Here is a 14,671-nt window from a genome sequence, read left to right as displayed (position 1 = left end):
TGCCTCGCGCCCCTGCCTCGCGTCCGACACCTGGACGCCGTACGACAGCATTTGCGGACGGATGATTGACTGCCGCCATGCCTTACGACGAGCCCGTTTCCGTACCGCAGGACCTCCCGCTCGCCGCCCGCCGCGACCTGGCGGTGCGCGCGGCGCTGACCGAGGGGCTGGTGTCCGACGCCGAGCCGGTGGTGGGGCTGCTGGACGTCGCGGGCATCCGGGAGTCGGCGGCGGCGCTGCGGGCCGCGTTCGACGAGGTGGTCGCGCCGGGGACGCCGGTGCTGCACTCCTTCGCGGTCAAGGCCGCGGCCCTGGTGCCGGTGCTGCGGCTGCTCGCCGCCGAGGGCCTGGGCGCGGAGGTCGCCAGCCCCGGGGAGCTGGAGCTGGCCCGCGCGGCGGACGTGCCCCCGGAGCGCACCGTGCTCGACTCCCCCGCCAAGACCGCCGCGGAGCTGCGCGGCGCGCTGGCCCTGGGCATCGCCGTCAACGCCGACAACCCCGAGGAACTGGCCCGCATCGACGGCCTGGTCCGCTCGGCGCCGACCCGCTCGGCGATCGGCGTACGAATCAACCCGCAGGTCGGCGGCGGCAGCATCGGCGCGATGAGCACGGCGACGGCCACCTCGAAGTTCGGCGTGACGCTCCAGGACGAGGGCGCCCGCGACTGGCTCGTCCGCGCGTACGCGGACCGCCCCTGGCTGACCGCCCTGCACACCCACACCGGCTCGCAGGGCGTGCCGCTGCCGCTGATGGCCGCGGGGGTGCGGGCGGCGTACGAACTGGCGGAGGAGATCAACGCGGCCGCCGGCCGGCGGCAGGTCACCACGCTGGACATCGGCGGCGGCCTGCCTGTCAACTTCGACTCCGACGAGACCACACCGGCCTTCGCCGACTACGCGCGCCTGCTGCGCACCGAGATCCCGGGCCTCTTCGACGGCCGCTACGCGCTGATCACCGAGTTCGGCCGCTCGCTGCTGGCGAAGAACGGCCTGGTGCTGGCCCGCGTCGAGTACGCCAAGTCCGCCGGCGGCCGCCCCATCGCGGTCACCCACGCGGGCGTCCAGGTCGCCGTACGCACCGTCTTCGCGCCGGACGCCTGGCCGCTGCGCGTGGCCGCGTACGACGCCGCGGGCGCCCCCAAGACGGGCACCCCGGTCGCCCAGGACGTGGCGGGCCCGTGCTGCTTCGCCGGCGACCTGGTGGCCCGCGCCCGCGAACTCCCCCCGCTGGCGGCGGGCGACCACGTGGCCCTCCTCGACACGGGCGCGTACTACTTCTCCAACCCCTTCTCCTACAACAGCCTCCCCCGCCCGGCCGTCCACGGCTTCACCACAACCGCCGGCACGGTCCGCTTCGCCACGGTCAGAACAGCCCAGACCCTCCCGGAGATCGTCGAGGAATCCGGCGGCCCCCACGCCACCTCCCTCACCACACTCACCTGACGCCCGCGCCCGCAGGGCGGGTTCAGCCGGCCGCCCCGAGGTAAGGGGTTGGTGTAAGGGGTGGGTGGGCATTGGCAGGGGCATGCTGAATTCATCCACCGAAGCGGCCGGCCCGCCACCCTCCGACGGCGGCGGTACGCCGCTGAAGCGGGCCATCGGGCCCAAGTTGCTGCTGCTCTTCGTCGTCGGCGACATCCTCGGCACCGGCATCTACGCCAACACCGGCGCCGTCGCCGGGCGGATCGGCGGGGCGCTGTGGGTGCCGTTCGTGATCGGGTTCGTGGTGGCGATGCTCACCGCCGCCTCGTACGTCGAGCTGGTCGGCAAGTACCCGCGGGCCGCGGGGGCGGCGCTGTACACGCAGAAGGCGTTCCGGGTGCCGTTCCTGACGTTCATCGTCGCGTTCATGGTGATGTGCTCCGGGCTGTCGTCCGCGAGCGCCGCCGCGCGGGCGTTCAGCGGGGACTACCTCCAGGAGTTCGTCGACATCTCGCCGACGCTCATCGCCATCCTGTTCGTCGTCGTGCTGGCCTCGCTCAACCTGCGCGGCGTCTCCGAGTCGGTGAAGACGAACGTCGTGCTGACCGTCGTCGAGGTGACCGGGCTGCTCGTGATCCTCGGCATCGGCGTCGCCGCCGTGCTGACCGGCGAGGGCGAGCCGTCGCGGCTGACGGAGTTCGACACCGGCGGGACCGGGTACGCCGTGCTCACCGGCGTGCTCGGGGCGACCGCGCTGGGGTTCTTCGCCTTCGTGGGGTTCGAGGACTCGGTCAACATGGCGGAGGAGACCAAAGACCCGGTGCGGAACTTCCCGCGGGCGATCTTCCTCGGGGTGGCGATCACCGGCACGATCTACGTCCTCGTCGCGCTCGTCTCCTCGCTGATGGTCGACCACGAGCGGCTGGCCGGATCCAGCGGGCCGCTGCTGCTGGTCGTGGACGAGAGCGGCGTGGACTTCCCCGCGAAGCTGTTCGCGCTCATCGCGCTCTTCGCGGTGTCCAACTCGGCCCTGATCAACATCATGATGGCCTCCCGGCTCTGCTACGGCCTCGCCAACGAGCGCGTGCTGCCGCGCGGCATGGGGCGCGTGCTGCCGGGGCGGCGGACGCCCGTGGTCGGGATCGTGTTCGTCACGGCGCTGGCGATCGGGCTGGTGTCGACCGGCGAGATCGAGGGGCTCGGCGACACCACCTCGTTCCTGCTGCTGTGCGTCTTCGCCGTCGTCAACGTGGCCGTGCTCGTGCTGCGCCGTGACCCGGTCGACCACAAGCACTTCCGCGCGCCGACGTGGATACCCGTGCTGGGCGCCGTCACCGCCGGGATCCTGGCCAGCCCGCTGTCGGACCGGCCCGCGGACGTCTACATCCGGGCCGGCGTGCTGCTGGCCATCGGGATCGGGCTGTGGATCGTCAACCAGGTCGCCCTGCGAGCGGCCGGCCAGACCGGCCAGACCGGGGAGAAGTGAGTCTCAGGGCCACAGCAAGCGCTTCGTCCACCCGGGTGGCGCCGACTCGTATACGAGCCGGGTGTGGCGCCGCGCCTTGTCGCCCTGCCAGAACTCCACCGTCTCCGGCCGCACCGCGTACAGCGTCCACCCCGGCGCCACCAGACCCGGATCCGCCTCGACCCGCGCCAGCGACTCGCCGACGGCCGCGTCCCGCTCCGCGGGGTCCGCCAGCGGGCGGGACTGGCGGCCGAGCAGGGCCTCCGCGCGGGCGCCCGCCCCGCGGGCGAGGAAGTCCGCGGCGCTCAGCTCCGGGTCCGCCGCGGCGACCGGGCCCCGGATGCGCACCTGGCGGGCCAGCGGCGACCAGTAGAACGTCAGCGCCGCGTACGGCCGCCCGGCAAGTTCCCGGCCCTTCGGGCTGCCTGCGTCCGAGGCGAACTGCCAGCCGTCCGGGCCGACGTCCTTGAGGATCAGCACCCGCGCCGACGGCGCGCCGTCCGCGTCCGCCGTCGACAGGGTCATCGCGTGCGGCTCGCGCACCCCCGCCCGTACGGCGTCCAGCAGCCAGTCCGTGAAGAGCGCGACCGGCCCGTCCGGGGTCTCCCGCGGGTCGAACGACGGCAGGTCGCCCTCGAAGACCTGGATCCCCCGCAGCAGCCGCCTCAGGCCGCCGGCCCCGTCGGCCTTCTCCGCCTCGTCGGCCATGGTTCCCCCTACTCATGCCGGTGGCCCGGCCGGAGGGCGTACGCCTCCGGCCGGGCCACACGGTCAGTCGTGCGAGTCGTGTCAGTCGCCACCCTGGAGGATGGCCACCAGGCGCAGCATCTCCAGGTAGATCCAGACCAGGGTCAGGGTCAGACCGAAGGCGGCGAGCCACGCCTCGTTCTTCGGGGCGCCGTAGGCGATGCCGTCCTCGACCTGCTTGAAGTCCAGGGCCAGGAAGCACGCGCCGAGCACGACGCCGATGATGCCGAACAGGATGCCGAGGCCGCCGCTGCGCAGGCCCATGCCGTCGCCGCCGCCGATGAGCGCGGCGAACATGTTGACCGCCATCAGCAGCACGAAGCCGATGGCCGCGCCGATGACGAACCGCTGGAACCGGGCCGTGACCCGGATGATCCGCAGCTTGTACGCCACGAGCACACCGAAGAACACCGCCATCGTGCCGAGCACGGCCTGCATGACCGCGCCGTCGACGTAGGTGTTGAAGTACTCGCTGATGATGCCGAGGAAGACGCCCTCGAGCACCGCGTAGGACAGGATCAGCGCGGGGATCGGCCGGCGCTTGAACGCCTGGACCATCGCCAGCACGAAGGCGCCGAGCGCGGCCACCAGGCCGATGCCGAGCGACTTCTCACCGTCGAAGGTGATCCAGGAGGCGACGGCCGCGAGGATCACCAGGCCGAGCGTCATGCCCGTGCGGGACACGACGTCGTCCATGGTCATCCGGCCGCCGGCGGGCGCCGCGTACGGCGCCCATTCGCCCTGCTGCTGGTCCGCGGGCGCGTAGGGGTTCCGCGGGGCGGCACCCGGCTGCTGCGCATACGGGTTGGTGCCGGGCTGGGCGTACGGGTTGTTGCCCTGGGCGGCAGTGGGGCCCCCGGCCTGCGACGGCGCGTTGAAGCCTGCCGAACCGCCCTCGCGGCTGAACCCCCGTCGCGTGAAGACCGGGTTGCTGCTCCTCATCTCACTCCTCAGTGGCCGCACTGCGCGGCCTTGGGACAAGAGTAATGGGTAGGCAAAGACATCGCGCCAGACCTCAGGAGGATCTTTCACAAGCCTTTTCCCTGTCTTTCCCGGCCCGTAGTAAGCAAGCGCTCAGAAATTGAGGTCCGCGTCACAGTACGAGAACCGTGACCCCTTCACTACGTACGGGTAACTTCAGCCCAGGACCCCGACCCTCCGCGTCCCCTGGGAGCCCTGATGCCCGAAGCCGTGATCGTCTCCGCCGCCCGCTCCCCGATCGGCCGGGCCGGGAAGGGCTCGCTGAAGGACGTCCGCCCCGACGACCTGGCCGCCGGCATCGTCCGGGCCGCCCTCGACAAGGTGCCCGGCCTGGACCCGCAGGACATCGACGACCTCATGCTCGGCTGCGGCCTGCCCGGCGGCGAGCAGGGGCACAACCTGGGCCGCGTGGTCGCCGTGCAGCTCGGCATGGACCACCTCCCGGGCTGCACCATCACGCGCTACTGCTCCTCCTCCCTGCAGACCACGCGGATGGCGTTCCACGCCATCAAGGCCGGCGAGGGCGACGTCTTCGTCTCGGCGGGCGTGGAGACGGTCTCGCGGTTCGTGAACGGCTCCTCCGACGGCATGCCCGGCACCCACAACCCCCTCTTCGCCGAGGCCGAGGCCCGTACCGCGGAACGGCAGGAGAAGGGCTCGGCCTTCGACGGGGGAGGCTGGCACGACCCGCGCGCGGACGGGCTGGTGCCGGACGTGTACATCGCCATGGGGCAGACCGCCGAGAACCTGGCGCGGGCCAAGGGCGTCACGCGGCAGGACATGGACGAGTTCGGCGTGCGCTCGCAGAACCTCGCCGAGAAGGCCATCGCCGCGGGCTTCTGGGAGCGCGAGATCACGCCCGTCACCACCCCCGACGGCACGGTCGTGAGCAAGGACGACGGCCCGCGGGCCGGGGTGACCCTGGAGGGCGTCGCGGGGCTGAAGCCGGTGTTCCGCCCCGACGGGATGGTCACCGCCGGCAACTGCTGCCCGCTGAACGACGGCGCCGCGGCCCTCGTCGTGATGTCCGACACCAAGGCGCGTGAGCTGGGTCTCACGCCGCTGGCGCGGATCGTCTCGACCGGGCTCTCGGCGCTGTCGCCCGAGATCATGGGCCTGGGCCCGGTGGAGGCGAGCAGGCAGGCGCTGGCGCGGGCCGGGATGTCGATCGGCGACATCGACCTGGTGGAGATCAACGAGGCGTTCGCCGCGCAGGTGGTCCCCTCGTACCGGGATCTGGGCATCGACCCGGACCGGCTGAACGTCAACGGCGGCGCCATCGCCGTCGGGCACCCCTTCGGCATGACGGGCGCGCGGATCACCACGACGCTCATCAACTCCCTGCAGTGGCACGACAAGCAGTTCGGGCTGGAGACGATGTGCGTCGGGGGCGGCCAGGGCATGGCCATGGTGCTGGAGCGGCTGAGTTAGCAACGCGTCGGTACGCAACCGCGGCGGGGGTGCGCAAACCGCGCCCCCGCCGCCCGCCTTGGCGGCGGTGGGACCAAAGGCCCGCCCTATTCATGCCATTTTCCGCTAGGGGTGGGGTTCTGCGCTCCGGCAGGCTGAGGTAGAACATGGGGGTCCTACAGCAATCGGGAGTCCGACAGTGAGCGCCACCAACTTCGCCGTCCTGCTGGCCGCCGCCTCTGCCGCGCTGCTCGGCGCCGCCGTGCTGCGTGCGGTGAGCGGGCTGCGGCGCGAGGTCGTCACGCTCCGTGCCGAACTGACCGCGCAGACCGCGCAGGCCGACCGGGCCGCGGCGCGGGGTGCCGGGGAGCGGGCGCAGGCGGTCCCGAACGCGGCGGCGGAGGCGGAGTCCGCCGCCGGCGAGGCGCAGGCCGGGGACGAGGCGTCGGTGCCGGCCGCCCGGCCCGCACCTGCCGCGGAGATACGTATCGCCGTCGCCCAGGCGCTCGCCGACGAGCGGGAGCGCGAGCTGGCCGAGGCGCGGGCGTTCTGGGCCGAGCAGGAGGCGCGCGACAGCATCGACGCGACCCCCTTCCCCGGCGACCCCGTCGACTTCGGCGGCGAGGTGTTCATACCGCGCCAGGCCGACTTCGCCGGCTTCGAGCCGCTGCTCGACCCGATGGACCGGCTGGACCGCATGGACCGGCTCGACCGGCTGGACGCCGTGGACCGGCCGGAGTGCGCGGACCCCGCGGAGCAGGACGACATCGCCGCCGCCGCGGACGCGCCGCCCGCCGAGGGCGAGTCCGCCGAGCTGGCCGCCGCCCGCCGCCGCCACCCCTCGCACCCCGACTTCCGCCCGCAGCCGGCCGTCGCCGACCACGAGCGCACCGTGAACCGGCTGGAGGACCTGGCGGCGGGCCGTACGCCGCTGACCGACGTGCGGCTGGGCCCGCTGGGCACGCTCGACGTCTACGTCTTCGCCGACGGCACCACGCTCTGCCTCTCCCCCGGCCACCGCGACACCGCGGAGCGGCTCGCGGAGGCGCTCGACGGGGGCACGGAGCCGGTGCTGCTGGGCGGCTCAGCGATCAGCGGGGCGTTCGCGCTGACCTTCGACTGCGCGGGCGAGAGCGTCTACATCCTCGCGGACCGCGTCATCGCCTCCCTCTGACCCCGGCCCCCGGCCCCCGGCTCCTGACACCGGACCCCGGACACCCGGACCCCGGAGATCCTGAGCCCGGACAACCTGAGCCCGGACTCCCGAGCCCGGCCCCCGGGAGCCGTACGCGCCCGGCAGAGCGCCTCGTTCACAGCCGGACCTCCCGCACCACCGCCAGCGCCTCCGCGAGCCCCTGCGCGTCACCGGCCGCCCGCAGCGCCTCCGCCAGGTCCCGCCCCGCGACGGCCACCTGGTCCCCGACCGCGAACTCCCCCGCCGCCGGCATCTCGTACGGCGTACGCTCCGGCGCCTCCAGCCGCTGCGCCCGCGCGGACAGCTCGCGCGCCAGCGCCAGCCCGGCGGCGGCCGCCCCCGCGCGCAGCCGGCTCTGCGGCAGCGACCGCAGGCGGTCGGCGATCCGGTCAACGGCGGTCACGAAGTCGAGCACGTCGAGCACGGGTGGAGCCTAACCCGCGGGTAGCCCGGGGGGAGGTTCGAGCCGTCCCGTTCCGGGTGGTTGTCAATCGGCGCGCCCTCAGGCACGGTGCTGAGAAGGACTGCATACCGGAGGCGCCGATGTCCCAAGTCTTCTCCGCAGAAACCCACCGGAACCTGCTCTCCCGCATCCCCCACTGCACCGGCCGTGAAGTCTCCGACTGGCTGCGGACCGTCGAGGACGGTCCCTGTCTCCTCCGCTTCGAGGAGAAAGTGAGCTGGCTCCGTGGCGAGCACAACCTGGCGTACGGCCACGCCAAAGCGATCATCCACGAGTACGACCTGAGGCGGGCCGCGCGCAAATTGCTCTAGGAGGGGACTGAGCGCACCCCTGGCGCAACGACCGAGTACACGGCACGGCGAAGGGCCCGCGGGAGGGCAGTCCCTCCGCGCGGGCCCTTCCGACGGGCTGCGGCCGCCCGTCTCCCCGTTCCCCCGTGCGTTCCGGCGCTACTCGCTCTTGATGGCCGCGAGCATGTTGAGCCGCGACGCCCTGCGGGCGGGCCAGAGCGCCGCCAGCATGCCCACCAGCGCGGCGCCGGCGAGGAAGTAGCCCATCCGCTCCCACGGCAGCACCAGCGAGTAGGTGTCGAGCGAGCTGGAGATCAGCTCGCCGGCGGCCCAGCCGAGGAAGACGCCGAGGCCGATGCCGAGCACCCCGCCGAAGAGCGAGATGACCAGCGACTCCAGCCGGACCATCCGCTTGACCGCGCGCCGGTCAAGGCCGATGGCGCGCAGCATGCCGATCTCCTGGGAGCGTTCGAAGACGGACATGGCCAGCGTGTTGATCACGCCGAGGACCGCGACCAGGACGGCCATGCCGAGCATGGCGTAGAGGATGTTCAGCATCATGCTGATGAGCCCGGCGATGGCCTCGGAGACGTCCTCCTCGTTCATCACCGCGATGGCCGGGTTGTCGCCGAGGGCCGCCTCCAGCTTGTCCTTCATCGCGCCGCTCTCGCCGCCCTCGGTCTTCAGCCAGACCTCGAAGTCGGTGATCTTGTCCACGTGCGAGTTGACGACCGAGGTGTCGAGCATGATGCCCTTGATCATCTCGTTGCCGTGGTAGATGCCGGAGACGGTCAGCGTGCCCTTGGCGCCGTCCTGGTACGTCACCTCGATGGTGTCGCCCGTCTTCCAGCCCTCGTCCTCGGCGGTGTCGTCGTCGACGATCGCCTTCGCCGCGCCGCCGCCGGCCGGGACACCCTCGGCAAGGCCGTCGAACGAGCCCTCCGCGAAGTCCAGTTCGAGCAGCTGCCCGACGGCCTCGCCCTTGACGGCGGTGAGGTCCTCCTCGTCGCCGCCGATGGCGACGGGCACGGTGCGCAGCGGGGAGGAGGCGGTGACCTCGTCGAGTTCGGAGAGCTTCTTCTCCACCTCGGGGCTGAGCGGCGTGAAGTTCGACATGGAGACCGAGTAGTCGGCCTTCATGGCGTCGGTGGCCATCTTGTCGATGGCGTTGGAGATCCCGCTGCCGATCACCGTCAGACCGGTGATGAGGGTGAGCCCGATCATCAGCGCGGAGGCGGTGGCGGCGGTGCGCCGCGGGTTGCGTACGGCGTTCTGGCGGGCGAGCTTGCCCGAGACGCCGAACATCCGCAGCAGCGGCGCGGAGAGCGCGATCAGCGGCCGGGACAGCAGCGGCGTGAGGACGAAGATGCCGATCAGCAGGACCGCGGCCCCGCCGCCCATGAGCGCCTTGCCGTCGTCCGCGGTGGTGCCGGCGACGACCATCAGCGCGCCGCCGCCCGCGATGACCGCGCCGATGACGTTGCGGACGACGAGGCTGCGGGTGGACGCCTGGGCGTGCACGCTGCTCATCGCGGCGACCGGCGGGATCTTCGCGGCCCGGCGGGCGGGCAGCCAGGCGGCGAGCACGGTCACGACGATGCCGACGACGAGCGAGACGATCACCGTCGAGGGCGAGACGATCAGCGGCCCGTCGGGCACGGTCTGGCCGGTGGCGCCCATCAGGGAGCGCAGCCCGGCGCCGATGCCGGCGCCGGCGGCGAGGCCGGCGAGCGCCGCGACCGTACCGACGGCGACGGCCTCGAAGAGCACCGAGCGGGTCACCTGGCGGCGGCTGGCGCCGACGGCCCGCAGCAGCGCCAGTTCCTTGGTGCGCTGGGCGACGAGCATGGTGAAGGTGTTGGCGATCAGGAAGATGCCGACGAAGAGCGCGATGCCGGCGAAGGCGAGCATGGCGGTACGCAGCCCGTCCATGCCCTGCTCGATCTCCCGGGCCTGGTCGTCGGCGAGCTTGGTGCCGGTGAGCGCCTCGGACTCGGCGGGCAGGATCTTCTGCGCCTCGGCCCGCAGTTGCTTCTCGGAGGTGCCGGGGGCGGCGGCGAGGTCGATCTCGGTGTACTCGCCGGGCTTGGTGAAGAGGTCCTGCGCGGTCTCCGTGTCGAAGAGCACGAGGCTGCCGCCGGCGGCGACGTTGCCGTCGTCGGTGGTGAAGACGCCGGTGATGGTCGGTTCGAGCACGGGGCCGTCGACGGACATCCGCGGCGTGTCGCCGACCTCGTAGCCGGTGCGCTCCGCGGTCTTGGCGTCGATCGCGATCTCGTTCGCGTTCTCGGGGCCGCGGCCGTCCTGCATCGGGTAGCGGGGGTCCTCGCCGCGGCCGCCGTCACCGGTGGCGGGGTAGTAGTTGGCGCCGCTGGTGGACCAGCCGTCGCCGACGAGGTCGCCGTCCTTGTCGGCGAGCGCGGCGAAACCGGCGACGTTGCCGGTGGCCGACTTCACGCCGGGCAGGGCGGCGGCCTGGTCCAGCAGGTCCTGTGTGAGCGGGGGCGGGTCGCCGGGGCGGCCCTCGTCTGCGTCCTCGTCGGGCTGGAGGCGTACGTCGACGTGGTCGAAGCCCTGCTCCGAGCTCTTGGTGTAGGCGTCGGAGATGGTGGAGGTGAAGACCAGGGTGCCGGACACGAAGGCCACGCCGAGCATCACGGCGAGTACGGTCATCAGCAACCGGGCCTTGTGCGCGAACACGTTGCGCAAGGCGGTGCGAAGCATATGGGGTCAGTCCTGTGGTGGAAGCCGGTAGCGGGCGGCCTTCTGGGTCAGCGAGCGGGGCTCAGCTGACCCGGCCCTTGGCGTCGAAGCGCTTCATCATGTCCAGCACCTGCTCGGAGGTCGGGTCGCGCAGCTCGTCGACGATGCGGCCGTCGGCGAGGAAGACGACGCGGTCCGCGTAGCCCGCGGCCACCGGGTCGTGGGTGACCATGACGACCGTCTGGCCCAGCTCGCGCACGGAGTTGCGCAGGAAGCCGAGCACCTCGGCGCCGGAGCGGGAGTCGAGGTTGCCGGTGGGCTCGTCGGCGAAGATGATCTCGGGCCGGGCGGCCAGCGCCCGGGCGACGGCGACGCGCTGCTGCTGGCCGCCGGAGAGCTGGCTGGGGCGGTGCTTGAGCCGGCCGGACAGGCCCACGGTCTCCACGACCTGCTGCAGCCACTGCTCGTCGGGCTTGCGGCCGGCGATGTCCATGGGCAGCGTGATGTTCTCCAGCGCGTTCAGCGTCGGCAGCAGGTTGAAGGCCTGGAAGACGAAGCCGACCTTGTCGCGGCGCAGTTGGGTGAGCTTCTTGTCCTTCAGCCCGGTCAGCTCGGTCTCGCCGATGCGCGAGGAGCCGCCGGAGATGGTGTCGAGGCCGGCCATGCAGTGCATGAGGGTCGACTTGCCGGAGCCGGACGGCCCCATGATCGCGGTGAACTCGCCCTGCATGAACTCTACGGAGACGCGGTCGAGGGCGACGACCTTCGTCTCGCCCTCGCCGTAGACCTTGGTCAGCTCGGTGGCGCCGGCCGCCGGCACCGCGGCGTACGCGGTGCCGCGGCCGGAGGCGCCGGGGATGGTGGTGGTCACGGCGGTGGGCTCCTGTCGGGACGGTGGTGTGCAACCTGTCCCCTCCATCGTTGCCGCGGATCCGGTCGTCCGGATCAGCCCGCGCTCCCGTTCCGGGCGAGACCGAGGAGGTACTCCGGCTCCCGGGGGCTCCTCCTGGGGTATGACCCGGACCCTGACGAACGCATGGGGCGAGGGCCCCGAGAGGGGCAATAAGGGTAGTGGAATTTCATCCGAGGACTTCTTCGACAACTCGGGCCTAATTCAAGCCAACATCAGTCCGTAGATGGCCAGTTCGGCCCATCCGCACCGCTACTCTGGTTACGCGCCATGCGGTGGTCCGTACGCAGCGTGTGCGGGCCGGGAGTCCTGCCCGGATGGTGGAAAGCAGACACGGCGACCTTAAAAGTCGCTGGCCTTCGGGCCGTGCCGGTTCAAGTCCGGCTCCGGGCACCTCCCGGCAAGAGGTCGTCGACCTGCGAAGACGACTGGTCAGCAACGGTGACCCCGCCCCTCCGGGGCACCGCTGACGCCCCTTTGGGCCTCGCCCGGGCAGTCTGGAACCGGCCACTTCGCTGAAACGTTCACCCGGGCGCCGCCGCCCGCAGATCGGACCACTGGGCACCCGCCGCGTACCGGCCACCGGGCCCCGCCCCCTCTCATCCCCTCCTCAGAATCCGCAGGTAGCCTCGCGCGCACGCGGTCGAGGACCCCGGCGGGAGGAGTGGGAAGTGGCGCGCGGAACGGTGGCGCTGGCGCGGGCGGCGGTCGTGGTGCGTGCGGGCGCGGCGCCGCTGTGGTGGCCGGGTATCGCCGCCGCGGCGGCGGGTGCCTGGCAGGACGGGCTGACCGGCCAGTGGATAGGACTCTACGCGGGCGCGGCGCTGTTCCTCGTCGTCGCCCCCGCGGTCTACGCGGCGCACCGCGGGCGCTGCCTGGCGCAGGCGCGAAAGGCCCAACGGGCGGCCCGCGGCGCGGTGTTGCAGGATCGGGCCGTGACCGTACGGGCATGGCGGCGGGCGCGCCGGTGGTGGCTGGCGGCGGCGTTCGCCGTCGCGGCCGGCTCGGCGGCTGCGGTGCCGATCGCCGGCGGGTTGGCGCTGGCCGGAGCCGGTGCCGGGCTGCGGGCGAAGGCCGCGTGGCTCGGCCGCTGGGAGCGGGAGCAGGACGCGCTGCTGTGGCTGCCGGCCGACTCCGTCACCCGCCGGGGCTCCGGAACGGGCGGCTCGGACACGGCGTATGTCCGTACGGGCATCGCCGCCGGTGACGCGTTGCCGGGCGGGGGCGTACGCCGCGGCTCGCCGGCCGCCGTGTGACGGCGGCCGGCGGCGGGGTGCCGCGGCGGCGGTCCGCGGCGGCGGGCGGGGCGGCACCGCGGAGGACGCCGCTCCCGGGGGCCGCGGGCACCCGGCCCGGGCGGTATTCGCGTACCGGAAAATCCCGCTTATTGCCACCGTGCACAGTGCGCACGGCGAATTCAACGGCACGCGAATTACCGCCGATAAGTGAAAAACAACGTTCCGCACTACCCGCGTAGTTGCGGCCGACCGGTGGGTCAATCCGTTTCGGCGCCCAAATCGCCGTCAACGCCCAGAAACAACGTCAGCGGAAGAGGCGCAGCGGCACCGTGCTGGCCAGGAGCGCGTAACCCTGAGGGTTGAGGTGGAGGTGGTCGCCGGTGTCGAGGGCGGGTCGCAGCGCGCGGGGGTTCGCCGGGTCGCGGGTGGCCGCGTCGAAGTCGACGACGGCGTCGAAGCGCCCGCTGCTGCGGATCCAGTCGTTCACGCGCTGCCGCGTCGCCTCGCGCAGCCCCTCCGGGTCGTCGTACGGCGTGCTGCCGCCGAACGGCGTGAGCGTGGCCCCGTAGACGCGGATGCCCTGCGCGTGCGCGCGCGTGACGATCTGGTCGTACGCGGCCACCAGCTCGTCCCCGGTCTCCTCCTGCGCCGCCGGCGTGGCCGGCGCGGTGCCGATGTCGTTGATGCCCTCGAAGACCAGCAGCCACCGCGCCCCGCTCACCGCGAGCACGTCGCGGTCGAGCCGGGCCAGCGCGTTGGGGCCGAGGCCGTCGTCGAGGACGCGGTTGCCGCCGGCGGCCTGGTTGACGACGGAGACGGGCGGGGCGCCGGGCCCGCGCAGCCGGTCGTTGAGCAGGTCGGGCCAGCGGTCGTTGCCGTTGGTGGTGGAGCCGCGGCCGTCGCTCAGGGAGTCGCCGAGGACGACGGCGGCGCGGGTGGGGGCGGACGCCTCGGCCTCGACGCCACTGAGGAAGTACCAGTGGTCGGTGGCCGTCGCGCCGGGCAGCGCGGCGGCGTCGGTGTGGTCGCCGGCCAGCAGGTACGAGGTGGTGCGCGACCCCGGGTGCGAGGTGACGTCGGTGGACGCCTGGCCGTCGGCGAGGTGGAGGGTCACGGTCAGGTTGGCGCCGGGCGCGGCGTCGAGCCGTACGGGGTCGGAGACGACCTGCGCGCCGACGGGGACCGTCGTGGCCGGCCGGCCGCTGAACGTCAGCGGGCGCGAGGTGCCCGGCACGATGCCGTCGACCCCGGCCCGGCCGCCGGCCGGGAGGGCGACGGCGGCGCGGGTGAGGGGCAGCTCGGCGCCGCCGAAGGCGTTGGAGAACCGGAACCGGAGCCGGTCGCCGGAGACGGTGAGGCGCACGGTCTGGCGCAGGGTGGCGTCGTGCAGGACGCCGTCGTCCTGGGTGAACGGCGGGGGCGGCATGTTCGCCGGCTCGGTGAGCTGCGGCATCGAGGTCCAGGCGGCGACCCACTGCGCGGGGCCGCGGGGGGCGGCGGCCGCGGGGGGCGCGGCTTCCGCGGGGGCGGGGCCGCGTAGCGCCTGGGCCGCCACGGCCACGGCCGCGACGAGGGCCATGACGAGCGCGGCGGCGAGGTACGGATACACGGCGGAGCGGCGGTCACGGGGGCGTCGGTACGCGGGCTGGGGCATCTGCGGCTCCCGGAGCGAGGCGGCGAAATATTTCGAGATCCGTGCCGAAAATTTCTGACCGTACGCTACGGTCCGCCACCACCCCGGTCAACGCCGCCACACGCGCAGGTTCATGCCACACCACCCGCGCGCGCAATCTCACACCGGCGTGTCCGCCCAGGCCGCGCTGCTGCGCGGCCTGGTCAGGGTCGCGT

12 protein-coding genes and 1 tRNA gene are annotated in these 14,671 nt (G+C 72.9%); 7 read left to right on the top strand and 6 right to left on the bottom strand.

Translation table 11 applies throughout. The features are described 5' to 3' along the window. Positions 1 to 77: 77 nt before the first annotated feature. Together LG396_RS33570 and LG396_RS33565 are read left to right on the top strand one after the other, a co-directional pair. On the top strand, positions 78 to 1,442 hold the full coding sequence (locus LG396_RS33570; protein ID WP_225797644.1) for a type III PLP-dependent enzyme domain-containing protein: 1,365 nt from the start codon (positions 78 to 80) through the stop codon (positions 1,440 to 1,442). A gap of 82 nt (positions 1,443 to 1,524) precedes the next feature. Then, positions 1,525 to 2,907 carry an APC family permease gene (locus LG396_RS33565; RefSeq protein WP_225797643.1) on the top strand — a complete coding sequence of 461 codons (1,383 nt, stop codon included), beginning with the start codon at positions 1,525 to 1,527 and terminating at the stop codon, positions 2,905 to 2,907. Positions 2,908 to 2,910: 3 nt separating this feature from the next. On the opposite strand, the gene LG396_RS33560 is transcribed toward LG396_RS33565, so the two are convergent. Together LG396_RS33560 and LG396_RS33555 are read right to left on the bottom strand one after the other, a co-directional pair. After that, complete coding sequence (locus LG396_RS33560; protein ID WP_225797642.1) at positions 2,911 to 3,594, bottom strand: pyridoxine/pyridoxamine 5'-phosphate oxidase; 684 nt, start codon at positions 3,592 to 3,594, stop codon at positions 2,911 to 2,913. 81 nt (positions 3,595 to 3,675) lie between these two features. Then, positions 3,676 to 4,575 (bottom strand): Bax inhibitor-1/YccA family protein, encoded by a 900-nt coding sequence (locus tag LG396_RS33555; RefSeq protein ID WP_018838344.1) that lies wholly within the window; start codon positions 4,573 to 4,575, stop codon positions 3,676 to 3,678. A gap of 237 nt (positions 4,576 to 4,812) precedes the next feature. Here LG396_RS33555 and LG396_RS33550 point away from each other — a divergent pair, with 237 nt between their 5' ends. Beyond that, positions 4,813 to 6,045 (top strand): acetyl-CoA C-acetyltransferase, encoded by a 1,233-nt coding sequence (locus tag LG396_RS33550; RefSeq protein WP_018838345.1) that lies wholly within the window; start codon positions 4,813 to 4,815, stop codon positions 6,043 to 6,045. 178 nt (positions 6,046 to 6,223) lie between these two features. Then, positions 6,224 to 7,198: a hypothetical protein gene (locus tag LG396_RS33545; RefSeq protein WP_225797641.1), complete on the top strand. Its 975-nt coding sequence runs from the start codon at positions 6,224 to 6,226 to the stop codon at positions 7,196 to 7,198. A 136-nt stretch (positions 7,199 to 7,334) separates the two neighbouring features. Here LG396_RS33545 and LG396_RS33540 read toward each other — a convergent pair whose 3' ends face one another. Beyond that, the gene (locus LG396_RS33540) at positions 7,335 to 7,643 is read right to left on the bottom strand and encodes a hypothetical protein (RefSeq protein ID WP_018838347.1); all 309 of its coding nucleotides are present in this window, start codon (positions 7,641 to 7,643) and stop codon (positions 7,335 to 7,337) included. A gap of 119 nt (positions 7,644 to 7,762) precedes the next feature. Here LG396_RS33540 and LG396_RS33535 point away from each other — a divergent pair, with 119 nt between their 5' ends. Continuing rightward, positions 7,763 to 7,993 carry a DUF4287 domain-containing protein gene (locus LG396_RS33535; protein WP_018838348.1) on the top strand — a complete coding sequence of 77 codons (231 nt, stop codon included), beginning with the start codon at positions 7,763 to 7,765 and terminating at the stop codon, positions 7,991 to 7,993. Between the two features lie 138 nt (positions 7,994 to 8,131). Here the strand turns inward: LG396_RS33535 and LG396_RS33530 are convergent, their stop codons facing one another. Both LG396_RS33530 and LG396_RS33525 read right to left on the bottom strand, forming a co-directional pair. Further along, entirely contained in the window at positions 8,132 to 10,696 is a 2,565-nt protein-coding gene (locus tag LG396_RS33530; RefSeq protein WP_225797640.1) for an ABC transporter permease, read from the bottom strand. 61 nt (positions 10,697 to 10,757) lie between these two features. Continuing rightward, positions 10,758 to 11,546, bottom strand: a complete 789-nt coding sequence (locus LG396_RS33525; protein WP_225797639.1) for an ABC transporter ATP-binding protein — start codon at positions 11,544 to 11,546, stop codon at positions 10,758 to 10,760. Positions 11,547 to 11,896: 350 nt separating this feature from the next. On the opposite strand from LG396_RS33525, the gene LG396_RS33520 reads away from it, so the two are divergent. Next, a tRNA-Leu gene (locus tag LG396_RS33520) sits at positions 11,897 to 11,978 on the top strand. 278 nt (positions 11,979 to 12,256) lie between these two features. Continuing rightward, positions 12,257 to 12,841 carry a hypothetical protein gene (locus LG396_RS33515; RefSeq protein ID WP_225797638.1) on the top strand — a complete coding sequence of 195 codons (585 nt, stop codon included), beginning with the start codon at positions 12,257 to 12,259 and terminating at the stop codon, positions 12,839 to 12,841. A 286-nt stretch (positions 12,842 to 13,127) separates the two neighbouring features. Here the strand turns inward: LG396_RS33515 and LG396_RS33510 are convergent, their stop codons facing one another. After that, entirely contained in the window at positions 13,128 to 14,477 is a 1,350-nt protein-coding gene (locus LG396_RS33510; protein WP_225797637.1) for an SGNH/GDSL hydrolase family protein, read from the bottom strand. Positions 14,478 to 14,671 lie beyond the last annotated feature (194 nt).

The sequence above is a fragment of the Streptomyces aculeolatus genome (assembly GCF_020400605.1).
Classification (GTDB): Bacteria; Actinomycetota; Actinomycetes; order Streptomycetales; family Streptomycetaceae; genus Streptomyces; species Streptomyces aculeolatus.
This window is presented reverse-complemented; position numbering and strand designations above follow the sequence as displayed.